Origin of the sequence: Kribbella sp. NPDC058245 (genome assembly GCF_042882005.1) — a bacterium.
Classification (GTDB): Bacteria; Actinomycetota; Actinomycetes; order Propionibacteriales; family Kribbellaceae; genus Kribbella.
This window is the reverse complement of record NZ_JBHVWY010000009.1, coordinates 246,861-271,043: the sequence shown is the minus strand read 5'-3', so window position 1 is coordinate 271,043 and position 24,183 is coordinate 246,861. Positions and strand designations below refer to the sequence as shown.

The following is a 24,183-nucleotide window of genomic DNA, read 5'->3' as shown; positions in this document are numbered from 1 at the left end:
GTCGCGGTGGGGACTTTGTGCACCGGTCAACCGTTTGCGGCGCCTCACGATGGTTGAGCCGTGCTCAAGGTCGGGGCGAGGGGGGAGTGGAGTGGTGCACGGGGGTCGCGGTGGGGACTTTGGGCAACCGTTCAACCGTTTGCGGGCGGCCTCGGTGGTCGAGCCGTGCTCGAGGTGGGACTTTGTGCACCGGTCAACCGTTTGCGGCGCCTCACGATGGTTGAGCCGTGCTCAAGGTGGTCGGGGTGGTGCGTGGGCCCGCGGTGGGGACTTTGGGCACCGTTCAACCGTTTGCGGGCGGGTTCGGTGGTTGAACCGTGCTCAAGGTCGGGGGTGAGGCCAATCGTGGGAGACTGGACTTATGTGGCGGGCGGGAGATCTGGAACCGGCGGACGGGACCAAGACCGAACAGGTCGAGGCGTTGGTGCTTCGGCGGATTGAACGTGGTGATCTGTCGATCGGTTCGCGGTTGCCGTCGGAGCGGGTGCTGGCCGAGCGTCTCGGGCTCAGTCGGGTGACGGTGGTCCGGGCTCTCGACCATCTGCGGGCGGACGGCGTACTGGAGACGAAGCGTGGTTCCGGGACACACGTGCGGCCGACTGACCGCCTGCTCGACCCGATCGCGCCCGCGTCGACTGTGAGTGCGGGGGACCAGCCCCTGCTCGACCTGCGGTTCGCGACGACGGCAGCGCCCCATGATGTGGTCGAGGCTGCGGCTCAGATGGTGGCGGACAGCCTGCCGCAGGCCATGGGTGGTGACGGTCCGCCGTCTGGTGGTTCTCTTGAGCTCCGTACGGCGCTCGCCGCGCGACTGACGTCTGAGGGCGTACCGACTGACCCGGACCAGCTCACGCTCACTGTCGGCGCAGCGGCCGGTCTGAACGCCGCGTTGGCCGGACTGGACCTCGGACCGGGTGTAGCGATCACCGAGACCCCGACGTACCCGGCTGCCTTCGATCTGCTCCGCAAACACCGGCTGGACGTGGCCGGGTGGCCGGCTGGGGTGTGGGACACCGATCAGCTCGCACACCTGTGCAGACGGCACCGGCCGAAGGTCATCTACCTGCAGGCTGACAACCACAACCCCACTGGCCTCAGCCTCCCGGCAGACCGCCGTACGACGGTTGTCGAGATCGCCCGGCGTTATGGCGCCGCACTGATCAGCGACGAGACCATGCGACCGCTGTGGCTGGCCAGTGGGGCGCAGGCCGACCCGTTGAGCCGCTACCCACGCACCGTGAGCGTCGGCTCGCTCTCGAAGACGGTGTGGGGTGGACTGCGAGTCGGCTGGGTCCGGACCGGCAAACAACTCAGACGGCGGATCAACACGGCCGCCCAGCTCAGTGTGGCGTCGCCGAGTGCGCTGGACGACCTGCTGGCCCAGGCGATCGTGCAGAAGCTCGACAAGGTGATCAGCAGGCGCCGTACTCGCCTCCGCGCCAATCTGCACGCGCTGGAGACCGGACTGCGGACGCTGGACGGCGTGACGTGGGCCACGCCGACAGGTGGCATGACGCTCTGGCTGGAGCTGACCGACGTACGGGCTCGGCGGGTGCTGGACGCAGCGCGGGAACACGGTCTCCTGCTGGGCTCAGGCGACCTGTTCACGCCGGACGGCACCGATCGGCGGCACATCCGGATCCCGTTCACCGCGCCGCCCGCCACGCTCCGGCTGGTCGTCGCCCGGCTCGGCGACGCGCTCGCTCAGTCCACTTGAATCAAGGTGGACTGAAGATCGGTGCCGGATCCGACCTAACCTGGTGAGCGAGCCCCACGACCAGGAGGATGCAGTGACTGAGAACGTGACCGGTACCGCGAAGGTCAAGCGCGGGATGGCGGAGATGCTCAAGGGCGGCGTGATCATGGACGTCGTCACCGCCGAGCAGGCCAAGATCGCCGAGGACGCCGGTGCGGTCGCCGTGATGGCACTGGAGCGCGTTCCGGCCGACATCCGCGCGCAGGGCGGCGTCTCCCGGATGAGCGACCCGGACATGATCGAGAGCATCGTCAACACCGTGTCGATCCCGGTGATGGCCAAGGCCCGGATCGGTCACTTCGTCGAGGCGCAGGTGCTGCAGAGCCTCGGCGTCGACTATATCGACGAGTCCGAGGTGCTCACCCCGGCCGACTACGCCAACCACATCGACAAGTGGAACTTCACCGTCCCCTTCGTCTGTGGCGCGACCAACCTGGGCGAGGCGCTGCGCCGGATCACCGAGGGCGCGGCGATGATCCGCTCCAAGGGCGAGGCCGGTACCGGTGACGTCTCCAACGCCACCACCCACATGCGCCAGATCCGCCAGGAGCTCCGCAAGCTGCAGAACCTGCCCGAGGACGAGCTGTACGTCGCCGCCAAGGAACTGCAGGCGCCGTACGAGCTGGTCAAGGAGGTCGCCGCCCTCGGCAAGCTCCCCGTCGTCCTGTTCACCGCCGGCGGCATCGCCACCCCCGCCGACGCCGCCATGATGATGCAGCTCGGCGCCGAAGGCGTCTTCGTCGGCTCCGGCATCTTCAAGTCCGGCAACCCGGCCCAGCGCGCCGAGGCGATCGTGAAGGCCACCACCTTCTACGACGACCCCGACGTGATCGCCAAGGTCTCCCGCGGCCTCGGTGAGGCCATGGTCGGCATCAACGTCGACGAGATCCCCCAGCCGCACCGCCTCGCCGAGCGCGGCTGGTAGTCGACCGGACCTCATCCCGGTTGCCTCATATTCCAGCGTCAATCGGGTGTGGGCTGTTGATCTCGCCGGTACTGGCGGCTGGTCGATCAGGGCGTAATGGTTTTGGACCACGGCATGGGGATCGACAGGGTTCAGATGCCGTGGTCTCGCCCCGGAGTCGGGCAGGTGGATCCGACGGGCCGGCGGCAGATGTCAGCCGGGCGCACGTGTTGCTTCGGAGGCTGCTGGCAGAACGACCAGCGGTGATGCGGCAAACAGCCAGCACTTGTAGCGGCAGAACGACGGCCGACCGCTCAGGTGTGCGTCGACGCTCCATCCCATGCCGATGTCAGCCATGCCAGGTCGGTCACCGCTTCCTGCCGCGCGTTCTCGGCGCGCGTGAACAGTTCGTCGGTTTTGGTCAGCACGAGACTGTACGGCCGGCCCTGGCGTCGGGATTGGTGCCGCACTGGGAGTGCGGCCGTGTCGATGTGGCTGTGGACGTGTCGGCGCCCGTCTTTTGCGAGGGGCCAGTCGAAGGTCCGATCTGACCGGGATCGGAGGAACGTGCCCAGCGTGTCGCAGATGTCGCACTGGCACCCGGTCCAGTCGATCGACCAGTCGTCGGCGTCTCGTGGCGGCGTTGCGATGATCGCGCCGAGCCGCTGCGCGCAGTCCCGGGCGACCGCGTCGAGCCACGCCGGTCGGTGCGGGAGCGCCGAACGCAGTGCTGGCATCAGACACGCCAGTACGGCGTCGTCGTACTGGCGTAGCGCTGCGGTGATCGCATCGCGCGACGTGCCTGACGCCGCATCGAGCAGCCGGGTCAGTGGCGTGCTGAGCATCTCCAGTTGCGGCTGGCGGACTTCGCTGCGAGCGGTGGTGGTCCAGGACCGAAGCTGGCTGTCCATCCAGTGCCAGGTCTTGGCGGTCAGCAGCCGCGCCACTTCCGGCGTACCGGCGGAATCCAGCGCGTCGCATAGTCCTGGCAGCCGGTCGGTCGACTCGCATCGGTCGGCTCCGTGGTGGTGTCTCGGTTCGAACCACCCGTCGATGATGCCCCGCGTCCACTGCTCGCCGTACCGCCCGGCCGCCGCGGCAATCTTGCCCGCGTGTTCCTGCGTGAGGGTCTCTATCCGGAACGGCTCCAGCAGCATCGCCGCTGTCCCAGCAACGTCGAGGCCAACCGCCACGTCCAGCGCTAGACCGAGCAGTCCCGGCTGCGACGTGGTCCCTCTCCAGAACGGTGCGAGCGAATCCGCCGCGAGACGCGCGTTCTCCAATTCTCCCGCCTCGATGCGGTCGCGGAGCTCGTGAAGCGCCCACTGCGATCCGGCCTCGGCGCGTGCGGCGAACGCCCGGTCCCGCGGCCAGATGACGACTGCGGCGCGCCGATACCATCGATCCAGCGTGTTGCCGTAGTTGCCCATGTAGCCCTCGTACTCGGATCGGTAGGGCTCCAGTGCCGCGCTCGGGGTACTGGCACACACCTCGTGGCCGGGAACGTACAGCGAGATCGGCTCGCCGCCGCGGCCGTCCGGGCCGGTCCACCAGCCCAGGGTGATTTCGTCCTCTATCAGTTCATTGAGCTGATAGTCACCTGGGTCCTCGTACTCCTCGTCGTCGTTATAGTCGTAGCCCCAAGGCTCGCTGCTGGACGGCGCGGTGTCCCAGGTCTCCTGCACCTCCGCGAGCGCAAGCACCGCGTCACACCCGGCCTCTTCCGCGGCGGCACGTAGCAGTGCAGCCCGTTCCGCGTCGGCGCCCTTCAGCCGCGGCCAGCTCAGGCCTCGCTGGGTGTACTCGTGGTCGAGCAGGAAGACCAGCCGGTTCGGTGTTCCGAGATCGCGGCTGGTGTAGCGGGCGGTGGCCGGCGTGGTGAAGTGCTCGCTCAGGCAGTGCGCCAACTCGGCAGCGGTCCCAGCTTTCGGAGCCGGGGCATCCGCGGTGGCCAGCAGGTTGAACGTGAGCGTGGTCCGGTACCCGGACCTGACCGGCTTGACCTCGTGTCGGCAGTCTGAGTAGAACGCGACGAGCGTCAGCTCTTTCTTCGAGGCACGGTAGGTCTTGACCTCACCGGCATGGTCGATGACCAGTTCCCCGCCGGTGTGTGCCGAGGGCAGTGACACCACCAGTGTGCCCACCATGGTGTCGTCCTTCTCCGAGTCTTGGTGGGGAGAAGGACGGTCCTTTGCCGTAGACCAGCATCGAGTGCGGCTCGGCCCGCAGCCGCGCCGTCCGCGGGAGCCCGAGCTCGTCGCGGAAATGCTCCAGCGCGCGGTCCAGCATGGCCATCCAGTCGGGGCCGAGCGTGAGCTGATCTGGCGTGAGTTCCCAGGTATCGCGGACGCTGGTGTCTGTCAGCGTCTCCTCGCCTCGCCCGAACTTCGCTGGGCGCGCCACCGCGATCAGCTTCTTCGCCAGCGGCGCGCGGACCGGAAAATTCACCATCCCGACGCCAGCGACTTCAAGCTGGACCAGTTGCGCCGGCATCAGCAGTTCAGCGCTGAATGACCCAGTCCGTTCGCAACCGCGAAGCAGTCCCGACAGCCGTTCACGTGCCGAGGTCACCATGCATCCCCTTGCGGGCTCGTTGCCTTTCGTGCGCAGCCAGACTGTACCGGCGGCTGACTCGGATGCCGAAGAGGGCTCAGCGCAGAAACTCGGGCACGCGCTGGGTGCCCGACATCAAGGTCGAGACCAGGGCGGCCGCCTTGCTGATCGCCGCCAGCGGCGTCGCGGACGCGATCGCGTGCATCCCGGTCGGGGAAGCCCTCTCTCATCGGCGGCGGTGCGCCTGGCCACGTTCCCACCAGTCGATGGGCTCGTCACCCCCGCCGTCGTGGGACATGCGCTGAATGATGTGTGCGGCGAACTCCGCTTGGGCGCCGGTTGTCTGGCAGAACGTCCACAGCTGCCGTGCCGCGCGCTGGTACTGGAAGATCACCTCGTCGACTTCGAAGGCGTCCAGTTCACCGGCGCGGTGCCGATCGACCGCTTCAGCGACCCGCTGGACCAGCGCCGCCAACTGTGCCTCGTGATAGGTGGCGACCTGCTGGCGTGCAGCTCGCCGCTCGGCCTTCGTACTCACGAAAAACAACGCTACCTTGCCCGGAGCAGCCCGACCGGGACGCTGCAGATCCCAAGCCGCTGCCGCGGTGCGGCCCGGCGCAAGCTCGGGCGTTCCGGACGACCATGCGCGCGACCGTGTCACATGACGGGCCTGTGGCATCAACGTCGACGAAATCCCAGTCCCGCACCGCTTGGCGGAACCCGGTTGGTAGTCGACCGGACCTCGTTTCGTTTGCCTCATAGTCCAGCGTGAATCGGGTGCAGGGCTGTTGATGTCGCCAGTATTGGCGGCTGGTCGATCAGGGCGTAACAATCTTGGACCACGGCATCGGGATCGGCAGCGCCAGGTGCCGTGGTCTGGCCCCGGAGCTGGGCAGGCAGATCCGATAGGTCGCCGATGACCACAGCCGATGCCACCTCATCCGTGTGATCCGGCGGCCTTGTGTTGACTGGGTACTGCTCTCGAGCGCAGGAGGGCTGGTGGATTGAGCGCTGACGACTGCGATCCGCATCGTGCAGAATCAGCGACCGCGGTGTTGCAGAACAGCGACTTGGATCCTGCAGAACAGCGGGTTTGTGCTTGCAGAACGGCCACTTACGAGGTGTCATAGTGCTGTGACCTCGAACGACGTTCTCTCCCGCCATGCCCTCCCGTGGGCGAAGGAGCTCGTTGGCTCCTTCCCTGCCCTCGTCATCGAGGGAGCGCGACAAGTTGGTAAGAGCACGCTCGCTGCGATGCTCGTCGAGAGCTCGGAACGCCCGGCGCGCTACCTCACCCTGGACGACGACGTGCAGCGGGCCGCCGCGCAGAACGACCCGCAGGCTTTCGTGAACCAGCTCCCCGACGGGATGCTCGTCATCGACGAGATCCAGCGCGCCCCCGAGTTGCTGCTGCCGATCAAGGCGTCCATCGACCGGCACCGCTCCCCGGGCAGGTTTCTCCTCACCGGGTCGGCCGATCTGCTACGGCTCGAACGGACGCCCGACTCCCTCGCAGGCCGCGCCGTCACGCTGCCGCTGCGGACCTTGAGCCAGGGAGAGCTCAACGGTCGCCTCGACGACTTCGTGACCCGCTTCCTTGCCGGCGTGGATCCCTTCGAGGTCCGCTCGAAGGTCTCGCGTGAGGACTACGCGAACCTCCTCGCAGCAGGCGGGTATCCGGAGGTCTTTCGGCGGTCGCCGCGACTGCGTGCGGCCTGGTTCGATGGGTACGTGGACCGCATCGTCCAGCGCGACGCTCGCGATGTCCGGCGTCTCGTCGACGGCAACCGCCTGGCGACCCTCCTGCGCCTGGTCGCAGCGAATCAAGCCGGTGAGGTGGTCCGCGCCCGCCTGGCGCGCGACGCCGATATCCCCGAGACCACCGTGACTGCCTATCTCGACCTCGTCGAGACGTTGTACCTCGTCGAGAGAATTCGACCGTGGACGGGAAACCTCACGACCCGCCAGGCCCGCAAGGCCAAGGGACTCATCAGTGACTCGGCGCTCGCGATGCACCTCTCGGGTGTGACACCCGCCCGTGCTGCGGCACTCGTCGGCGGTGGCGAGCTGCTGGGGCCACTGCTGGAAGGTCTCGTGGTCTCCGAGCTGCGCAAGCAGCAGACCTGGAGCGACACCCGGTTCTCAGTCTTCCACTACCGTGAGTCGTCGGGCGTTGAGGTGGACGTTGTCCTTGAGCTCGACGACGGCCGGGTCCTTGGTCTCGAGGTGAAAGCGAAGCAGACCTACAAGCCCGAGCATTTCCGTGGTCTTCAGCGGCTTGCCGAGCGTCTGGGCGACAGGTTCCTGGGCGGCATTGTGCTAGGCACCGCGGACCAGGGCGTGCGGTTCGGCGCGAACCTCGTCGGGTTGCCCATCGCCTCCTTGTGGGAGCTCTGACTGGATTCCTTGACGATCCCAGGTGTGCGCGGTTACGGGAATCAACAATCTTGGACCATGGCATCAACGTCGACGAGATCCCCCAGCCTCGACGGCGTGCCACAGCAAGGAGTTCTCGGCGAGCGGGACGGTGTTCACGGCAACGACCTCGTGGTCGCGCCGCGGGGCCGGGAGCTCGCGTACGACGCGGCCGACATGCGAAGCGGGCCATGCCATTGTTTCGGTGGGTGCGTCAAGGCGCGCCAGCAGGTGGTCGTCGACCCGTGCGAGGGACAACGAACAACCCGCCATCTCCAGAGCGGTCAGGAAGCTTCCGACCCAGGCGCGCTCGAGTGTGATCCCCTGCTCGGCCAGGAAAGTGACGGCTCGCCGGGCGATGATGGCGAGCTCCATCGTCGGCGTACCACCCAGGTTGTTCACCAGCAGAACGACGCGATCACCGGCGCTGATGCCGCGGTCGGCGACGAGCCGGGTGAGCAGTATGTCGATGACCTCGTCGGCCACGCCCATCGTCGCGATCGACTCCGCTGTCGTGATCGCCTCCTGTTTGACCGCGCCAAGGGGTAGGCCCGCCTCGGCGGCGGCTCCGGCGACCTTGTGGACGAGAACGGTTCCGGCGAGGCCCCGCCGACCGGCATTGTCCCCGTCTGCAGCCAGGGCGGCGTCGTCAGCCACGACGATCATCTCGACCTCGAGGCCTTCGGTGCGCGCCGTTCCCCCAACCCTGCGGACCGGCGCTCGTCACTGCTGGACCTGACCGCCGACGGCCTCCGGCTGGTAGACGCGGCGGAGGCCACCTTCACCGAACGGACCGCGGAGCTGATTGCGGACGTCCTCACCGCCGGCCAGATTTCGGCCGCTGCGAAGGTGCTGGCGCTGCTGCGCGCCCAGCTCGAGCAGGATCAGATCGGCATGCCCACAGGGTGAATCGGCGAGGTCGAGAAAGCCGAACGAGCTCCGACGTCACTGCCAAACACGGTTGGCGGAGGAGTTCGGGATGCGATCGGATCGGCTGTTGCGGACGTACGTCGTACTGACGGTGGTGTCGACCGGTGCCTCGTCGATGATCTGGGGAGTCAACACGCTGTTCCTGCTCGATGCCGGGCTGAGTGTCGGCAAGGCCTTTGCGGCGAACGCGTTCTTCACGGTGGGCATGGTGTTGTTCGAGGTGCCGACCGGTGTGGTCGCGGACACGGTCGGCCGGCGGGCGTCGTACCTGCTGGGTACCGTGACACTCTTCGGGTCCACACTGCTCTACCTGCTGCTGTGGGAGCAGCGTGCGCCGTTCGCGGCGTGGGCTGTGGTCTCGATGCTGCTCGGACTCGGGTTCACGTTCTTCAGCGGAGCTACTGAAGCCTGGCTGGTGGATGGGCTGAAGGCGACCGGCTACACCGGATCGCTGGAGTCCGCGTTCGCCAAGGGCCAGATCGCTAATGGTGTCGCGATGATGGGTGGAACGATCGCCGGTGGTGTGCTGGCGCAGAGCACCAACCTCGGAGCCCCGTACGTCGCTCGCGCAGCGCTCCTCGCGGCCGCCTTCGGTGTGGCGTGGCGGGCGATGCGTGATGTCGGCTTCACGCCCAAGCCACGAGCGTCGGTCATGGCGGAGATGGGCGGCATCCTCCAGGCCTCGATGGATCACGGACTGCGCAGACCGGCCGTGCGCTGGGTCATGCTGGCCGCGCCCTTCGCCGCAGGTGTGACCGGCTACGGCTTCTACGCGGCCCAGCCGTACCTCCTGCAGCTGTACGGCGACGCCCGGTCCTATGTGGTCTCCGGCCTGGCAGCCGCCCTGGTCGCCGGCGCGCAGATCATCGGTGGGGTGGCCGCGACCACGGTTGGGCGGGCCTTCGGACGACGTACCTCGATGCTGCTCGCCACTTCGATCGGTATGACGATCGTCTTGGTGCTCATGGGGATCGCCCACACCTTCTGGACGGTCTTGCTCGTGCTGACTGTCTGGGCCGTCATCTCTGCGACGACCGGACCGGTGCGGCAGGCGTACCTCAACGACCTGATCCCCTCAGCGCAGCGGGCGACTGTGCTGTCGTCGGACAACCTGCTGTCCTCGACGGGCGGCGTGGCCATCCAGCCCACGCTCGGCAAGGCGGCCGACGTCTGGGGCTACGGCCCGTCGTACCTGCTCGGTGCCGCAATCCAGCTGCTCGCCCTGCCCTTCCTGCTGCTCGCCGGACGCGAGACCTCAGTCGCCACTGACCAGGATCGGCTAGCGTCGGGGCGTGTTGTTGCCTGAGGTGTCGGTACCGGGTGCGGATCTGCCTGTGCGGGCCGTGCTGCCTGCCACGGTTGAGGCGGTGCGTTCGCACGGTACGGCGGTGCTGGTGGCGCCGCCGGGATCGGGGAAGACGTCGCTGTTGCCGCTGGCGTTGGGTGATGCGCTCGGGGGCACGATCATCGTCGCGGAGCCGCGCAGGATGGCGACGCGTGCGGCGGCGACGCGGTTGGCGATGCTGGTGGGCGAGCCGTTGGGGCAGCGGGTCGGTTACGCGATGCGCGGTGAGCGGAGCGGTGGCCAGGGGCTTCGGGTCGAGGTGGTGACGACAGGTCTGCTGGTACGGCGTTTGCAGCAGAACCCGGAGTTGCCGGGTGTCGCCGCGATCGTGATCGACGAGTGTCATGAGCGGCACCTTGATGCGGATCTGTTGCTGGCGTTCTGCCTCGATATCCGGGCGAACCTCCGGGAGGACCTGGCGATCGTGGCGACCTCGGCCACGCCGGACACAGTCAGGTTGAGTCGGGCGTTGGGCGCGGCACCCGTGATCACTGCGTCGGCGGCGCTGTTCGACGTGGCGATCGAGTGGGCGCCACCGCCGGTCCCGGTGCCGCTGCTGCCTGGTGGGCGAGTTGATCCGCGGCTGCTCGATCACGTCGCTGCCGTCGTACGGCGGGCGCTGGCTGAGAACGAGGGCGACGTCCTCGTGTTCGTGCCGGGGGAGGCCGAGATCAACGGGGTGACTCGGCGGTTGGCCGGGGAGAACGTACTGCCGTTGTTCGGGCGCCAGTCTCGGGCTGAACAGGAGCGTGCGCTGGCGGCGGGTGGGACTCGGCGGATTGTGGTCACGACCTCGGTGGCCGAGAGTTCGCTGACGGTGCCTGGGGTCCGAGTGGTGGTCGACTCGGGGCTGGCCCGGGAACCACGGACCGATCAGTCGCGCGGCCTTGGTGCTCTGGTGACCTGCCGGGTTTCGAAGTCGTCGGCCGATCAGCGGGCCGGCCGGGCTGGGCGGGAGGCGCCGGGCCGGGTCTATCGGTGCTGGTCTGCCACCGACCACGCGCATCTGGACGATCATCCGGCGCCGGAGATCGCGATCGCCGATCTGGCCGCCTTCGCCCTCGACCTCGCGGCCTGGGGTGCGCCGGCTGGCGACGGGCTGGCGTTGCTCGAGTCGCCGCCGGTGGTGGCGATGAACGCAGCCACCGAGCTGCTGCGCCGCCTTGATGCGGTTGACGACGCAGGCCGGATTACCGAGCGGGGACGTCGGATGGCGGCGATCGGGGCGCATCCCCGGTTGGCTCGTGCGTTGCTCGACGGGACGCCGCGGGTTGGCGCCGACCGCGCACGCGAGATCGTTGCCATGCTCTCGGATGACTCCGGTCGCGACTTCGGTGATGACCTTCCGGCGCGCTGGCGATCCCTTCGCCGTGGCGATGACCGCGGCGCGACCTCCCGTTGGCGAGAGGAAACAAAACGCCTCAGCCGCGGTACGACGGCCGGTGGCCCGGCGGGCGTCGTACCGGATGATCTGGCGGCGGGGATCGTTGTGGGGCTGGCGTATCCGGATCGGATCGCGAGGGCTCGTGCGGCCGACTCAACGACGTACCAGATGTCTGGCGGTACCGGTGCAGCGCTGGATCCGCAGTCACCGTTGCGGACCACGCCCTGGCTGGCGATCGCGGTTGCTGATCGTGCACCGGGTCGCGCCGACGCCAGGATCCGTTCCGCGGCGCCGATTGATGAGCAGACCGCGCGAGACATCGCGGGCGACCTCGTGTCGACTACTGACCAGATTCGCTGGGAAGACGGCCGGGTGGTGACGCGACGCGTCGAGGCACTCGGTGCGATCGTGCTGAACGACGTACCGCTGGCCAAGCCCGACCGGCTGCTCGTGCAAGCCGCTGTCCGTGACGGCATCCGGCGTAGCGGTCTGTCTGTACTGCGCTGGTCTGAGGCTGCCGTCGCCTTGCGGGAGCGGCTCGCGTTCTGCCACGCCCACCTGGGAGACCCGTGGCCCGCGGTTGACGACGACGCGCTGCTGGCCGGTCTCGACGACTGGCTGGGTACTGAGCTCGCCTCCGTCCGCGGTGCGCGCGACTTGGCCCACATCGACGTGGCTGCGGCGCTCCGGCGACTACTGCCCTGGCCCGCAGCCACCCGGTTCAGTGAGCTCGCACCGGAGCGGCTGAAGGTCCCGTCCGGCTCCGAAGTGCGTCTCGCGTACGACGGTGTCGAGCCGCCTGTCCTCGCAGTGAAGCTGCAGGAGGTGTTCGGCTGGACTGCCACTCCAGCTGTCGCGGACGGCCGTGTCCCCGTCGTACTGCACCTGCTGTCGCCCGCACGGCGTCCCGTCGCCATCACCAGCGACCTGGCTTCGTTCTGGAAGCAGGGCTATCCACAGGTCCGAGCTGACCTGAGAGCCCGCTACCCCCGCCACCCGTGGCCGGAGGATCCGCTCACCGCCGTACCGACCAAGAGAGTGAAGCCCCGCCAGTGAGGCGAGATAACCTGAGGCTTGTGAGCACTTCTGAGGGGCTTCTGGCGGTTGACGAGCGGACTGCGCGGGAGCTGCGTGGTTTGGCTCGTGTGCTGGTGCGGTCCGGGTACGCCGACCATGCGGCGATCACCGCTGCGCTGACCGAGGCGGTCCAGGAGGACGCTCCGGCGATGGACGCGTCCACGCTGGTGCCGCTGCTGATCGGTGAAGCGGTCATCGACGTGACCGAGAACGCCAAGAGCTGGCCGGAGGTGACTGACCCCGACCGGCTGGACGCCGTACTGGCTGAGCTGGAGGCACTGGGGCTCGTGGTCGTCCGCTACACGTCCGACCACCATGAGGCTCGGCAGGCGCTGGAAGCGGCAGATGGGCCGCTGGGACTGGTGTTCTTCACCGACACCGACGTCTGGCACGCAGTGGACTTCGGCATGCTCGAGCTGAAGGTCTGGCACCCGGACACCGCCAATGTGGCGCCGGGGGAGCCGTTGCTGGAGGACGTGCTCGCACTGCTCAATGAGCGCGACCTCCCCGCCACCTTCGACGAGGGGCGCATCGAGGTCACTCTGGACTGGCAGCGGCGGGTGTCGCTGTGAGCAAGCCCGTGATCGGGGTGTTCGCGCTGCAGGGCAATGTGCGCGAGCACCTGGAGATGCTGCAGCAGGTCGGCGTCGAGGCACGGCCGGTACGGCGACCGTCCGAGCTGGAGCAGGTGGACGCGATGGTGCTGCCGGGTGGTGAGTCGACCACCATGGACAAGCTGGCGCGGTCGTTCGAGCTGTTCGAGCCGCTGCAGAAGCGGATCGCGGACGGGATGCCGGCCTTCGGGACGTGCGCCGGGATGATCCTGCTCGCGAACGAGATCACCGGCGGGATCACCGACCAGGAGACGCTCGGCGGGCTCGACGTGACGGTCCGGCGGAACGCGTTCGGGCGGCAGGTGGACTCGTTCGAGGCGGATCTGGAGTTCGCGGCGTTCGACACGCCGTACCACGCCGTGTTCATCCGGGCACCCTGGGTCGAACGGGCGGGTCCGGACGTGGAGGTACTGTCGACGGTGAGCTCGGGCCCCGCCTTGGGTAGGATCGTGGCGGTTCGCCACGATCGGTTGCTGGCCACGTCCTTCCATCCGGAGATGACCGGGGACGCCAGGCTGCACGGCTACTTCGCCGAGCTGGTCCGCGAGCTCTAGGTTTGTTCGGCGATCAGGCTGTTCGGCGGTAGAAGGGTTGGGTTCGCGATGTCAGGCCACTCCAAATGGGCCACCACGAAGCACAAGAAAGCGGTCATCGACTCGAGGCGCGCCAAGCTCTTCGCGAAGCTGATCAAGAACATCGAGGTGGCCGCCCGCTCGGGCGGCGGCGACCTCGCGGGTAACCCGACCCTGTACGACGCGGTCCAGAAGGCGAAGAAGTCCTCGGTCCCGAACGACAACATCGACCGGGCGGTCAAGCGTGGTTCCGGCGCCGAGGCGGGCGGTGCGGACTGGCAGGCGATCACCTACGAGGGCTACGGCCCGAACGGTGTCGCGATGCTGATCGAGTGCCTGACCGACAACCGCAACCGCGCCGCGGCCGACGTCCGGACCGCGATGACCCGCAACGGCGGCTCGCTCGCCGATCCGAACAGCGTCGCCTACCTGTTCCACCGCAAGGGCGTCATCGTGGTCGGCAAGGAGCAGGAGGGCAAGACCTACTCCGAGGACGACGTGATGGAGGCCGTCCTCGAGGCCGGCGCCGACGAGGTCAACGACCTCGGCGAGTCCTTCGAGGTGATCAGTGAGGCGAGCGACCTGGTCAAGGTCCGGACCGCGCTGCAGGACGCCGGCATCGACTACGAGTCGGCCGACGCCTCCTTCGTCCCGTCGATGACGGTCGAGCTCGACGCCGAGGGCGCGAACAAGATCTTCCGCCTGATCGACGCCCTCGAGGACAGCGACGACGTCCAGAACGTCTACGCGAACTTCGACGTCTCCGACGAGGTCATGGCCGAAGTCGGGTAGGCGGCCCCTGCAGCCTCTTTTCGCTGAGACCTTTCGTTAGTCGGCGGCGAACTGCTCTTCCAGGGAGGTCGATGTCCCCAACAGGTCGTCGTCAGGCGGGTCTGTCGTGCGTGACGAACTCCGGGAAGAGTTCGGTCGGGGCGGACTTGCGTCCGATCCTGAGTCCGGCCTCGTAGGACTTGCGCTGCATGGCCTGGGCCGCGGGTTTGCGCAGCCTTTCGTAGCTGGCCAGGGCAATCGGTACCGGGAGATCCGGGGTCGTGAGCAGCTCGGCCAGTAGTGCGGCGTCCTGCAGGCCCACTCCGGTGCCTTGGGCAAGGATCGGGCTCATGGCGTGTGCGGCGTCGCCCATGAGCGCGATCCGGTTCCGTGTCCACTCGTCGACCACGGCCTGGTAGATGTTGGTGTAGTAGCTCACCGGGTTGGTGCGCATGAGGTTCTTGAAGCCGGCGAGCGGGCCGGTCACTTGAGGGAACAAGGATGCCAGCTCGGCGGCGCACAATTCGCGCCGGTTGTCCTCTTCGCCGGGGAGCATCACGATTCCGTGGTACTTGCGGCCGCCGTCCATCAGGAAGTAGCCGAGTACGCCGTTGGTGTCGAGGGAAAGCGCGGTGGTCTTGAGTGTGGGGTCGGTGTTGGGCAGGTGGAACCGCACGATGGCGACCCCGGTGTAGGTGGCGTCCGGTCCGCCGAGGACGTGGCGGCGGGTCCAGGAGTTGATGCCGTCGGCGCCGATGACCGCGTCGAAGCTCTCCTGCATACCGTCGTCGAACTCGACGTCGACGGTGTCACCGAGGTCGGTCAGCGCGGTGGGCCGGACGCCGGTGCGGACGAGGTCGGCGATGGGTTCGTACAACGACTGCTGCAGATCCGTGCGGGAGAACAGCATCGCGGTTTCGTAGCGGATGCTGTCGAGCAGCCCGGTGCCGCCGTCGAACATCAGGTGCCGGTCCGGCCGGAATCGTGCCCAGTTCTCTCGGTCGGTGATGCCGAGCCGGTCGAGTGCTGTGATGTGGGGATCGCTGAGCCCGATGCCCCAGCCTGCCTCGGTGATGGCGGGTGCCTGCTCGACCACCACCGGGTCCAGGCCTCGGTGGCGTAGCCCGGCTGCGAGCGCCAGTCCGGTGAGACCGCCGCCCACGATGAGAATCCGGTTGCTCATGCCTGGACACCGCCAGGACGGTCGGCGGCCTGGTCGAAGATGTCGCTCGGCAGCGTCGAGCTGCTCATCGCCTGACTGGTCGCGTGGGAGAGTCGCTGCAGTGACTGGGCTTCGGGTTTACGGAGCTTTTCGTAGCTGGCCAGTGCGAGCGGGACGGACAGTCGTGGCGTGGTGAGCAACTCAGCCAGCATCGCGGCATCTTCGAACCCGGCTCCGGCTCCTTGGCCCAGTACGGGGGACATCGCGTGGGCGGCGTCACCGGCGAGCGCCACCCGGTTGCGGGTCCAGGTGTCGGCCACAGCCTGGTTGATGTCGGTGAAGTAGCTCTCCGGGTTGCCGCGCATCACCTCGGTCACAGCGGTCAGCGGGCCGCTGATGGCTGGAAAGAGGTCGGCGAGCTGGGTCGGGCTCAGCTCGCGGCGGTTGCCCGGTTCGCCGTGCAGGAACACGACTCCGTGGATCTTCTTGCCCCCGTCCATGAGGAAGTAGGCCAAGGTCGCGTCCTGCCCGCCGGCGGCCAGCGCGGTCACGGTGAAGGCCGGATCCGGGTTGGGTGCCTGGAATCGCACCACCGAAGTTCCGGTGTAGGTGGCGTCCGGTCCGCCGAGGACGTGGCGGCGGGTCCAGGAGTTGATGCCGTCGGCGCCGATGACGGCGTCGAAGGTGTCGCGGGTGCCGTCATCGAACTCGACGTCGACGACGTCACCGAGATCGGTCATCGCGCTGGGGCGGACCCCGGTCCGCACGAGGTCGGAAACGCTGTCCAGCAAGGCAAGTTGCAGGTCGGACCGGTTGAACATGAGCGGGACGTCGTCGATGATCTTGTCGATCAGTCCGGTCCGGGCGTCGAACATCAGGTACTTGTCGGCCTGGTAGCCCGGCCAGTGGCCGCGGTCGGTGAGGCCGAGCCGGTCCAGAGCGGCGTTGTGCCGCGGACTGAGCCCGATTGCCCAGCCCGCCTCGGTGATGATCGGTGCCTGTTCCACCACGACCGGGTCCACGCCGCGGTGGCGCAGTCCGGAAGCCAGTGCCAGCCCGGTCAGGCCGGCGCCGACGATGAGAATGCGTGTGCTCATGTCCACCTCTTGTCGTCGAGGATCAGTGCTGGTGCTTCAGGTCAGGCGACGGTCATGCCGCCGTCGACCGCGAGGACTTGTCCGGTGACCCAGCCGGAGGCGGGGTCGGCGAGTAGATGGATCCAGCGGGCGACCTCGCCGGGCTCACCCAGCCGCCGCAGCGGCAGGTGTTCGGCCTGCATCTGCTTGTGCCGAGTGGTCTCCTCCGGTGATCCGCCGAGGTTCTGGATGGGCGTGTCGGTCGGACCGGGCGCCACGGCGTTGACCCGGACCCCGACGCCGGCCAGCTCCGCCGCCCACGATCGGGTGAGGTGGTCCAGCGCGGACTTGGAAGCGCCGTAGTAGGCCGAAGCAGGAGCCTGTGGCCGCTGCGCGACGGCGCTGGTGACGTTGACGACGGATCCACCGGTGACCTTGAGATGGGGCAGGGCGGCCCGCAGCAACTGCGCCGGGGCGAACACGTTGATCCGGAACAACCGGACCAGCTGATCCTCGTCGACGGTGTCCAAGGTCGCGGCGGTGAATCCTCCCGCGTTGTTGACCAGTGCGTCGAGGCGTCCGTAGCTGTCGATGGTGTGCGCCACCAACGTTTCGGCCGCGCCTGCCGCGGACACGTCGGCGACGCGATAGCCGATGTTCGGGTTCGAGCCGCTCACTTCCGCAAGCGGTGCTTCACGCCGCCCACTGATCATCACCTGCCAGCCCCGCTCGGCGAACAGTTCCGCCGCGGCTCGGCCGATGCCGGTCCCGCCTCCGGTGATCAGCACGACCCGGGAGCTCACGTCGTCGCCTTGGTGGTGCTCCTGGTGAGGGCGATCACGGGGATGACCCGTCCGGCCGCGCCGGCCAGATACTCGGTCAGCCCCGGATTCTCCTCCTTGAACAACCGCCAGAGTTCGTTCCGTTCGTCACCGGTGATCTCCGTCGCGACCGCGTCGTAGGTCTCCTTCGTGTCCTGGATCGTGACCCGTGGCTCGGCCGTCAGATTGAGGTACCAGCCCGGATTCGGTGCCGCGCCGCCATTCCCGGCCACCACGACCAGCCGGTCGCCCTGCGCGTGGAACACCCGCAGGGGAATCGTCTGGGGACTGCCGCTCTTGCGGCCGACGGTGGTCAGCAGGATGTGGTTCTCCCGGCTCACACCCGGCACGCCCTCGATCTCACGACCGCTGCGGAACTGCTCGATCACGTGCGGATTCAAGGTCTTGAAGTCCAGCCGGTCTGCCATCACGCCACACTCCTCAAAAGAGAAAGATCATTCTCTTTTGAGAATAGCGCGGGCTCCTCGGACCGTCAAACAAGCGCTCGGCCTACACTGCGACATGCCTCGCATCACCCAGGAGTACCGCGACCGCCGTCGTCGGGAGATCCTCGACGCCGCGGCGATATGCTTTGCCCGCAAGGGGTTTCACGCCACCTCGATGCCGGACATCTTCGCCGAGTCCGGCTTCTCCTCCGGTGCGGTGTACAAGTACTTCTCGGGCAAGCAAGCAATCATCGACGAGCTACTGGGCTCTGCGATGCGGCCCGTGCTGGCCGCCCTGGGCGACGCAACAGACGCCGAGCCTCCACTCCAGGTGCCTGAGATCATCGATCTCATCCACTCCGCGATGACCACGGCCCTCGACAGCGAGGACGCAACCTCACTGCTCGTCCAGTTCTGGGCCGAGTCCATGCGAGTCCCGCAGATCCAGGACTCGCAACGTCACGACGCGATCGAACTCCACGACGCACTGCTGATCCTGCTCGGCCGGCTGCATCCCGGCCGGCAGATCAGCTCCGACGGCGCGTGGGCACTGATCGCACTGGGTATGGGCACGTTCATCTCCCAGACCGTACTCAAAACCAACACCTCGCCGACCGCCACACTCGTGGCCGAACTCCGCTTACTCCTCTCGGAATAAGCCTGAGGCAACACGACCTGGCCTCAAAGCCGGGCGGGGCAGCGCAGCCGAAGGACGATCTTGCCCCTGGTATGACCTCGTGCCAGCTCGCGTACGCTTGTCAAACTTCTTCGAGGGGATATCTGGCACTGATCTCGACGGTGAGTTCGCCGGCGGCGATCAACGCCGCGAGTTCTGCCAGCACTTCCGCGCCGGCCATCTTCAGACTGCCGTCAGTCGGTGCCGGGTGGAGACTGTGGCTAGGGCAACTTGTCGCCCGAACTCGCGGGGCCGGTTCAGCTCGAGCTCGCCAAGGCAGTGGAGCAGTTGCCTGGCCGGCACAGCATGCCGGGAGGATCCCACTATGAGTTGAAGTGGGATGGGTTTCTCCTCTGAACTATTCGCAACGTGGTAGCTCCGTTCCGGTCTGGGCAGGGGTGATGGCGGTGACGCGGCTGAAGTCAGGCATGCCGAGGTGGATGGTCGGGAAGCGTTGTTCCAGCCGTTTCATTTCCTGAAGCTTGTCCTCGGCTCCGGCGAGGCTGATCTTCAGTCCGTCCACTTCGCCGAGCCATCCCTCGCGTTCGGCTTCCTCGATCCGTGAGATCAAGTTGTCTCGGATCTCGGTCATGCGGGGGCGCTGGGCAGGGTCAGGCCGGAGCATCGAGCAGCGGACGCAGGCGTGTTCATGGATGCAGGGAGTGCCGAAGGCGCGCGCGCACGATCCCGGGGAGACCTTCCGCCTCTCGAAGTGGCCGAGGAACTCGTCCCATTCCTCGGGAGTAGGGGTGCGGCATTCGGCACCTGGCCGGGTCGATCGTCGCCGAGCGAGGAATCCTCGGAAGTTGCTGATCGCTTCCTGCGGGTAGACGGTCTTGTAGCCCATCGTCGTGTTGATGTCCTGGTGACCGCAGATGACCTGGGCGATGTGGGGCGGGAGACCGTTCATGACCAGGTCAGTGACGAACATCCGCCGGAAGTCGTGAGGGGTGAAGGTGACGGCCTCGCCTCCGGCGGAGGCGGCGAATCCGGCTTCCTCCGCGACCTTCTTGATCAGGTCCCGCGCACAGGCTGGGCTGATCACCCGGCGTTCGGAGGCGTACTGCCGCTGGAACAGGAAGGGCATCGGCGCGGACCAGGTCTTCTCGTGGATATCCCTGGCGCTGACGAGCGGCACCACCGCGCCGTCGGTGCGGATGCGGCGAATGACAGTGGCAAGCGCCTCACCGAGTTCTGGAGAGACCAGGATGAGCCGCTCAGTGTCGGTCTTCGACGGCACGATCTGCAGCAGTGGGACGATCTCGCCGGTCGTGGGCAGCGTGTATTGCACGAAGGCGTGGTGGGTGAGCTCGAGCGTTTCCTCGATCCTGGCCCCGCTGTGCCGCAGGACCTCGACCAGCGCCCAGGCCCAGAAAGCACGCTCTTCGCGTGTACTCAGGTCGTGGCGCCGGCCGGTGCCGTCAGTGGCGTAGATCTTGGACGTGTGGTTGTAGGGCATGTGCGGACGGGGCCAGGGTTCGCCATGGCAGGTGAACGGCTGACCCGGTGCTGTGGTCCGGGCTGCTTGAAGCAGTTCTTCACAGCGCTGGCGGTACTGGTTCAGCGCGTCGACCAGGGACGGCAGTGCCGGCAGCTGGTCGCGGGTGCGCTGGTCCATACGGGACTTGCGATGCAGCTTCGCTTTGCGGACAGCACATTCGGTTCGCCTTTGACGACACGACCAAGAAGCGCGAAGCCGCCGCGTTCCTGGCCAATGTCAATCACGAGACCGGTGGGCTGGTCTACATCAAGGAAATCAACGAGGCGAACTACCCGAACTACTGCCACCCGGAACTGCCGTACGGCTGCCCGGCCGGTCAGTCGGCGTACTACGGGCGCGGTCCGCTCCAGCTGAGCCACAACTTCAACTACAAGGCGGCCGGAGATGCACTCGGCCTGCCGCTGCTCACCAACCCCTGGCTCGTCGAGCAGGACCCGGCCGTCTCCTGGAAGGCCTCGCTCTGGTTCTGGAACACCCAGACCGGCGCCGGCACCATGACCGCCCACAACGCGATCGTCAACAACCAGGGCTTCGGCCAGACGATCCGCACCATCAACGGTTCGATCGAGTGCAACGGCGGCAACCCGGGCCAGGTCCAGGCCCGCGTCGACGCCTACCAGCGGTTCACCGGCCTGCTCGGTGTCTCGCCGGGCGACAACCTGTACTGCTGACGCCAGCGGAAGCGCCTGGGGACGGACTGTCCCCAGACGTTCCCAACCTCTTCGGAGGGATGTTTAATCGATTAAGCATTCACTCCTGCAGAGAGGTTGTGTGATGTCATTCCGCCCCAGGCTTCTGCATGTGGCCGCCGCTGGACTCCTCGTGGCGACCGTCCTCACTCCCCAGTCCGCGGTAGCTGGTCAGACCGAGGCTCCGTGCGACATCTACGCGCGTGGCGGCACCCCGTGCGTCGCAGCGTTCAGTACGACGCGTGCGCTGTTCGCGTCGTACAACGGACCGCTCTACAAGGTGCAGCGGACCTCTGACAACGCCACCCAAGACATCGGGCTCGACACGGCTGGTGGGTACGCGAACGCCGCCGTACAGGATGCGTTCTGTGCTGGTACCACCTGCAAGGTGCTGGTGATCTACGACCACACGAGCCGCCACAACGACCTGACGATCGCAGGGCCTGGTGCTGGCGGTCCACAGAACAACCCGGCTGATGCGGCCGCCCTGCCGATCACAGTGGCTGGGCATAAGGCGTACGGGCTCTACATGCCGCCGGTGGTTGGCTACCGGCGCGCGAGTACGGTCACTACCGGTACGGCGCGTGCTGGGCAGCCGGAGTCCATGTATGAGGTGGCCAGCGGGACCAACGCGAGTGACGAGTGCTGCTCCGACTTCGGCAATGTCGAGACCGAGGTCAAGGACACCGGTCGGGGCCATATGGACACGCTGAACATCTCGTATCTGAACGCGACCAACTCGGCTGATCCGGGGCCGTGGGTGGAGGCTGATCTCGAGGACGGTGTCTTCCAGGGCGGCACTGGGATGTGGGCGCCGAACCGGGGTAACCCGAGCAAGTTCGTCACCGCCGTACTGCGGAACAACGGGCAGAACACGTACTCGCTCAAGGGCGGCAACTCGCAGACGGGCGCGCTGAACACCTGGTACGAAGGCGCGTTGCCGGACGGCTACGCGCCGATGCAGCAAGAGGGGTCGATCGTCCTCGGTGTCGGTGGTGACAACAGCAACCGGGCGACCGGGACCTTCTTCGAGGGCGCGATGACGTCGGGTTACAGCTCCAGCGCCACCGACAACGCCGTACAGGCCAATGTCGTTGCTCAGCACTACGACGGCACCAGTACCGGGGGTGGGCCTGGTGAGCTCATCAGTGCTCCTGGCGGGAAGTGCATTGATGTCTATGGCAACGACATCGGGGTCAGTGGCGCGCCTGTTGACCTGTGGGAGTGCCGGCCGATGGCAGCTGACATGCACTGGGTTTCGTCGGACTACTACGGCGGCACGCTGCGGACGCTCGGTCGCTGCCTGGCGGCTGACGGTACGGCGATCAAGCTGGCCGACTGCTCGTCTGGTGGGAACCAGCAGTGGTACCCGCAAGCCGACGGGACGGTGCGCAATCCCGCGTCGGGTCGCTGTCTGACGGCCGCTGGTACGAGTGACGGCTCGGCTCTGGGGCTGGCGGACTGTACGGCGGGGGCCCTGCAACAGTTCGTCGTACCGGTGCTTATCCACCACCGTGGTAGCTGTGTGGACGTGTCTGGGCGTGATGAGGGTGGCAACAACGCCGTGGTTCAGTTGTGGAGCTGCCAGACGTTGAAAGGCGCCGGACCGCTGGCGAAGGACCAGCACTGGCGCTACAACGTTGCGGACCACACCATCCGCACGCTAGGACGTTGTCTGACAGCAAACGGTACGGCGGATGGGACGCGGCTCTTGCTCAACGACTGCACGGGTAGTGGCGGCCAGCAGTGGGTCCCGCAAGCCGACGGCACGATGCGCAACTCGCAGTCCGGGAAGTGCATGAGCGCTGTGGGTGCTGGGACAGCCAACGGCACCGCATTGCAGCTTCTGAGCTGCGGTCAGGTCGCGACAGACAAGTTCCAGCTGAACTGATGAGCAAACGGGTCACCATCGCCGCGGTGGCACACCTGGTCGGCGTCACGCCGGCCACGGTGTCGATGGCCCTGTCCGGCAACACCAGAATCAGCGCCGCCACCCGCGCAAAGGTCGAGCAAGCGGCAGCCGAGCTGGGCTACGTCCCCAGCTCGGCCGGCCGCGCCCTACGCCGCCAACAAGCCGGTGCGGTCGCTCTGATCGTCCCGAACACCTCAGACCACACCTTCGGCCACCTCTACTTCATGCACGTCCTCACCGGCCTGGCGAAGGTCGCCGGCCGCTATGGCTCCCAAGTGATCGTCTCCACGAGCGACGGCCCCACCGGTACGGCGTACGAACGCGTGCTGCAGTCACAGTCCGCAGACGGGGTGATCGTCACCAGCGCGGCCGTTGACGACCCGAACATGGCGGCGTTGATCGCCTCCGGACTACCCGCCGTACTGATCGGAAACAGCTCTGGTGCGATCAGCGTCGGCATCGACGACGTCACCGCGAGCGAGACGATCACCCGGCACCTGATCGACGTACACGGCTGTCAGCACCTCCTGCACGTCACCGGCACCCTCGACCACCAGGCCGGCATCGACCGCCAGCAAGGTTTCCTGCAAGCCGTCCACGCATCAGGCATCGAATCGTCAATGGTGGAAGGCGATCTGAGTGAACCCTCCGGCGCCGCCGCAGTCGACCACCTACCACCATCAGTCGACGGCATCGTCTTCGCCAACGACGACATGGCAGTAGGCGCCCTCCGCGTGTTGCAAGCGCGCGGCATCGCCGTACCGGACCAGATCCGCCTCGTAGGCTTCGACGACTTCGGCCTCTCCCGCCTCACCACCCCAACCATCAGCACCGTCACAGTCCCCGCCGAAGAGATGGCCCGCGTAGCCACCGAAACCCTCTTCACCCTCATCAACGGCCAACAGATCCCACCAACCCAAACCCACCTCCCCGTCACCTACACCTACCGCCACTCCTGCGGCTGTGACGACGTAGCATCACGCCGTGCCTCGCCTGCTGCTCGTTGACCTGGACGCCGAACTGGTCGCCGCCTGGCGTGAGGCCTTCGCTGAGGCGATCGACGAGGGCACGGTTGAGGTGCGGCAGGGCTCGCTGCTCGATGCGCTCGGCGAGGTGGACGCCGTACTGACTGCTGGCAACAGCTACGGTCAGATGGACGGCGGCGTCGACCGCGCTCTAGCCGAGCACTGGGCTGGTCTGCAGCGCGCAGTCTGGGCAGCAGTCGCCGACGAGCACCATGGCTATCTGCCAGTGGGCTCGGCGAGCGTTGTCCCTACTGGTGACGAGCCATGCCGGTGGCTGATCTACGCACCAACAATGCGCGTGCCGATGCCGCTAGCCGGTGGACTCGACCTGGCGGTGCACGACGCCTTCTGGGCAGCTCTTCTGGCCGTACGGCGCATTGGCGACGCGGTCGGCCGCATTGCCGCGCCAGGGTTCGGCACTGGCTATGGGCGAGTGCATCCCGAGCGGGCCGCTCAGCTGATGGCCGCTGCCTACACCCTGTGGGGTCTGCCGCCTACTACGAGCATCTCGTACCGCGAAGGGCTGCTCCGCCGGCAGTGAGCCGACGGAGCAG

At 67.2% G+C, this 24,183-nt stretch carries 23 protein-coding genes; 14 read left to right on the top strand and 9 right to left on the bottom strand.

Annotated features, from left to right (window positions below; translation table 11 throughout):
- Positions 1-361 precede the first annotated feature (361 nt).
- Together ACFVWG_RS22650 and pdxS are read left to right on the top strand one after the other, a co-directional pair.
- Positions 362-1,717 carry a PLP-dependent aminotransferase family protein gene (locus ACFVWG_RS22650; RefSeq protein ID WP_391545341.1) on the top strand — a complete coding sequence of 452 codons (1,356 nt, stop codon included), beginning with the start codon at positions 362-364 and terminating at the stop codon, positions 1,715-1,717.
- 73 nt (positions 1,718-1,790) lie between these two features.
- Positions 1,791-2,681 carry a pyridoxal 5'-phosphate synthase lyase subunit PdxS gene (gene pdxS, locus ACFVWG_RS22645; protein ID WP_391545340.1) on the top strand — a complete coding sequence of 297 codons (891 nt, stop codon included), beginning with the start codon at positions 1,791-1,793 and terminating at the stop codon, positions 2,679-2,681.
- Between the two features lie 293 nt (positions 2,682-2,974).
- On the opposite strand, the gene ACFVWG_RS22640 is transcribed toward pdxS, so the two are convergent.
- From ACFVWG_RS22640 to ACFVWG_RS22630, 3 genes are all read right to left on the bottom strand, one after another.
- Complete coding sequence (locus tag ACFVWG_RS22640; RefSeq protein WP_391545339.1) at positions 2,975-4,807, bottom strand: 2OG-Fe(II) oxygenase; 1,833 nt, start codon at positions 4,805-4,807, stop codon at positions 2,975-2,977.
- On the bottom strand, positions 4,734-5,153 hold the full coding sequence (locus ACFVWG_RS22635) for a hypothetical protein (RefSeq protein ID WP_391545338.1): 420 nt from the start codon (positions 5,151-5,153) through the stop codon (positions 4,734-4,736). The genes ACFVWG_RS22640 and ACFVWG_RS22635 overlap by 74 nt, the downstream gene beginning before the upstream one ends.
- Before the next feature lie 286 nt (positions 5,154-5,439).
- Positions 5,440-5,751 (bottom strand): hypothetical protein, encoded by a 312-nt coding sequence (locus ACFVWG_RS22630; RefSeq protein ID WP_391545337.1) that lies wholly within the window; start codon positions 5,749-5,751, stop codon positions 5,440-5,442.
- Positions 5,752-6,347: 596 nt separating this feature from the next.
- Between ACFVWG_RS22630 and ACFVWG_RS22625 the strand changes: the two genes are divergently transcribed.
- A complete protein-coding gene (locus ACFVWG_RS22625) occupies positions 6,348-7,610 on the top strand; it encodes an ATP-binding protein (RefSeq protein WP_391545336.1) in 1,263 nt (420 codons plus the stop codon).
- Between the two features lie 63 nt (positions 7,611-7,673).
- Here ACFVWG_RS22625 and ACFVWG_RS22620 read toward each other — a convergent pair whose 3' ends face one another.
- Entirely contained in the window at positions 7,674-8,294 is a 621-nt protein-coding gene (locus ACFVWG_RS22620) for a dihydroxyacetone kinase subunit DhaK (RefSeq protein WP_391545335.1), read from the bottom strand.
- Between ACFVWG_RS22620 and ACFVWG_RS22615 the strand changes: the two genes are divergently transcribed.
- The 6 genes from ACFVWG_RS22615 to ACFVWG_RS22590 all read left to right on the top strand — a co-directional run bounded on the left by ACFVWG_RS22615 (position 8,208) and on the right by ACFVWG_RS22590 (position 14,342).
- Positions 8,208-8,537, top strand: coding sequence for a hypothetical protein (locus tag ACFVWG_RS22615; protein WP_391545408.1), 330 nt, complete (start codon positions 8,208-8,210; stop codon positions 8,535-8,537). The two genes, ACFVWG_RS22620 and ACFVWG_RS22615, sit on opposite strands and share 87 nt — an antisense overlap.
- A gap of 70 nt (positions 8,538-8,607) precedes the next feature.
- The gene (locus ACFVWG_RS22610; protein WP_391545334.1) at positions 8,608-9,864 is read left to right on the top strand and encodes an MFS transporter; all 1,257 of its coding nucleotides are present in this window, start codon (positions 8,608-8,610) and stop codon (positions 9,862-9,864) included.
- Positions 9,851-12,343 carry an ATP-dependent helicase HrpB gene (gene hrpB, locus ACFVWG_RS22605; RefSeq protein ID WP_391545333.1) on the top strand — a complete coding sequence of 831 codons (2,493 nt, stop codon included), beginning with the start codon at positions 9,851-9,853 and terminating at the stop codon, positions 12,341-12,343. The genes ACFVWG_RS22610 and hrpB overlap by 14 nt, the downstream gene beginning before the upstream one ends.
- 20 nt (positions 12,344-12,363) lie before the next feature.
- Entirely contained in the window at positions 12,364-12,936 is a 573-nt protein-coding gene (locus ACFVWG_RS22600) for a DUF6891 domain-containing protein (RefSeq protein ID WP_391545332.1), read from the top strand.
- Positions 12,933-13,532, top strand: coding sequence for a pyridoxal 5'-phosphate synthase glutaminase subunit PdxT (pdxT, locus tag ACFVWG_RS22595; protein WP_391545331.1), 600 nt, complete (start codon positions 12,933-12,935; stop codon positions 13,530-13,532). Before ACFVWG_RS22600 ends, pdxT begins: the two co-directional genes overlap by 4 nt.
- Before the next feature lie 48 nt (positions 13,533-13,580).
- A complete protein-coding gene (locus tag ACFVWG_RS22590; protein ID WP_391545330.1) occupies positions 13,581-14,342 on the top strand; it encodes a YebC/PmpR family DNA-binding transcriptional regulator in 762 nt (253 codons plus the stop codon).
- A 91-nt stretch (positions 14,343-14,433) separates the two neighbouring features.
- Here ACFVWG_RS22590 and ACFVWG_RS22585 read toward each other — a convergent pair whose 3' ends face one another.
- From ACFVWG_RS22585 to ACFVWG_RS22570, 4 genes are read right to left on the bottom strand one after another with little or no spacing between them, the layout of a single operon-like run.
- Entirely contained in the window at positions 14,434-15,504 is a 1,071-nt protein-coding gene (locus tag ACFVWG_RS22585; protein WP_391545329.1) for an FAD-dependent oxidoreductase, read from the bottom strand.
- Positions 15,501-16,580 carry an FAD-dependent oxidoreductase gene (locus tag ACFVWG_RS22580; protein WP_391545328.1) on the bottom strand — a complete coding sequence of 360 codons (1,080 nt, stop codon included), beginning with the start codon at positions 16,578-16,580 and terminating at the stop codon, positions 15,501-15,503. Before ACFVWG_RS22580 ends, ACFVWG_RS22585 begins: the two co-directional genes overlap by 4 nt.
- A 41-nt stretch (positions 16,581-16,621) precedes the next feature.
- Positions 16,622-17,362 (bottom strand): SDR family NAD(P)-dependent oxidoreductase, encoded by a 741-nt coding sequence (locus ACFVWG_RS22575; RefSeq protein WP_391545327.1) that lies wholly within the window; start codon positions 17,360-17,362, stop codon positions 16,622-16,624.
- Positions 17,359-17,808 carry a nitroreductase/quinone reductase family protein gene (locus ACFVWG_RS22570; protein ID WP_391545326.1) on the bottom strand — a complete coding sequence of 150 codons (450 nt, stop codon included), beginning with the start codon at positions 17,806-17,808 and terminating at the stop codon, positions 17,359-17,361. The genes ACFVWG_RS22575 and ACFVWG_RS22570 overlap by 4 nt, the downstream gene beginning before the upstream one ends.
- A gap of 94 nt (positions 17,809-17,902) precedes the next feature.
- Here ACFVWG_RS22570 and ACFVWG_RS22565 point away from each other — a divergent pair, with 94 nt between their 5' ends.
- Positions 17,903-18,484: a TetR/AcrR family transcriptional regulator gene (locus ACFVWG_RS22565; protein ID WP_391545325.1), complete on the top strand. Its 582-nt coding sequence runs from the start codon at positions 17,903-17,905 to the stop codon at positions 18,482-18,484.
- A gap of 376 nt (positions 18,485-18,860) precedes the next feature.
- Here the strand turns inward: ACFVWG_RS22565 and ACFVWG_RS22560 are convergent, their stop codons facing one another.
- On the bottom strand, positions 18,861-20,120 hold the full coding sequence (locus ACFVWG_RS22560) for a tyrosine-type recombinase/integrase (protein ID WP_391545324.1): 1,260 nt from the start codon (positions 20,118-20,120) through the stop codon (positions 18,861-18,863).
- On the opposite strand from ACFVWG_RS22560, the gene ACFVWG_RS22555 reads away from it, so the two are divergent.
- The 4 genes from ACFVWG_RS22555 (at position 20,087) to ACFVWG_RS22540 (ending at position 24,170) form a co-directional block, all read left to right on the top strand.
- A complete protein-coding gene (locus ACFVWG_RS22555; RefSeq protein WP_391545323.1) occupies positions 20,087-20,674 on the top strand; it encodes a chitinase in 588 nt (195 codons plus the stop codon). The two genes, ACFVWG_RS22560 and ACFVWG_RS22555, sit on opposite strands and share 34 nt — an antisense overlap.
- Positions 20,675-20,777: 103 nt before the next feature.
- Positions 20,778-22,583, top strand: coding sequence for an arabinofuranosidase catalytic domain-containing protein (locus ACFVWG_RS22550; RefSeq protein WP_391545322.1), 1,806 nt, complete (start codon positions 20,778-20,780; stop codon positions 22,581-22,583).
- Positions 22,583-23,611 carry a LacI family DNA-binding transcriptional regulator gene (locus ACFVWG_RS22545; RefSeq protein ID WP_391545321.1) on the top strand — a complete coding sequence of 343 codons (1,029 nt, stop codon included), beginning with the start codon at positions 22,583-22,585 and terminating at the stop codon, positions 23,609-23,611. Before ACFVWG_RS22550 ends, ACFVWG_RS22545 begins: the two co-directional genes overlap by 1 nt.
- Positions 23,589-24,170 (top strand): macro domain-containing protein, encoded by a 582-nt coding sequence (locus ACFVWG_RS22540; protein WP_391545320.1) that lies wholly within the window; start codon positions 23,589-23,591, stop codon positions 24,168-24,170. The genes ACFVWG_RS22545 and ACFVWG_RS22540 overlap by 23 nt, the downstream gene beginning before the upstream one ends.
- Positions 24,171-24,183 lie beyond the last annotated feature (13 nt).

Bases quoted from the DNA above. Each gene is read 5' to 3' on its own strand.
- ACFVWG_RS22650 (WP_391545341.1), top strand. From the start codon at position 362: ATGTGGCGGGCGGGAGATCTGGAACCGGCGGACGGGACCAAGACCGAA.
- ACFVWG_RS22640 (WP_391545339.1), bottom strand. From the start codon at position 4,807: ATGGTGGGCACACTGGTGGTGTCACTGCCCTCGGCACACACCGGCGGG.
- ACFVWG_RS22635 (WP_391545338.1), bottom strand. From the start codon at position 5,153: ATGCCGGCGCAACTGGTCCAGCTTGAAGTCGCTGGCGTCGGGATGGTG.
- ACFVWG_RS22620 (WP_391545335.1), bottom strand. From the start codon at position 8,294: ATGATCGTCGTGGCTGACGACGCCGCCCTGGCTGCAGACGGGGACAAT.
- ACFVWG_RS22610 (WP_391545334.1), top strand. From the start codon at position 8,608: ATGCGATCGGATCGGCTGTTGCGGACGTACGTCGTACTGACGGTGGTG.
- ACFVWG_RS22590 (WP_391545330.1), top strand. From the start codon at position 13,581: ATGTCAGGCCACTCCAAATGGGCCACCACGAAGCACAAGAAAGCGGTC.
- ACFVWG_RS22585 (WP_391545329.1), bottom strand. From the start codon at position 15,504: ATGAGCAACCGGATTCTCATCGTGGGCGGCGGTCTCACCGGACTGGCG.
- ACFVWG_RS22580 (WP_391545328.1), bottom strand. From the start codon at position 16,580: ATGAGCACACGCATTCTCATCGTCGGCGCCGGCCTGACCGGGCTGGCA.
- ACFVWG_RS22570 (WP_391545326.1), bottom strand. From the start codon at position 17,808: ATGGCAGACCGGCTGGACTTCAAGACCTTGAATCCGCACGTGATCGAG.
- ACFVWG_RS22565 (WP_391545325.1), top strand. From the start codon at position 17,903: ATGCCTCGCATCACCCAGGAGTACCGCGACCGCCGTCGTCGGGAGATC.
- ACFVWG_RS22560 (WP_391545324.1), bottom strand. From the start codon at position 20,120: ATGGACCAGCGCACCCGCGACCAGCTGCCGGCACTGCCGTCCCTGGTC.
- ACFVWG_RS22550 (WP_391545322.1), top strand. From the start codon at position 20,778: ATGTCATTCCGCCCCAGGCTTCTGCATGTGGCCGCCGCTGGACTCCTC.
- ACFVWG_RS22545 (WP_391545321.1), top strand. From the start codon at position 22,583: ATGAGCAAACGGGTCACCATCGCCGCGGTGGCACACCTGGTCGGCGTC.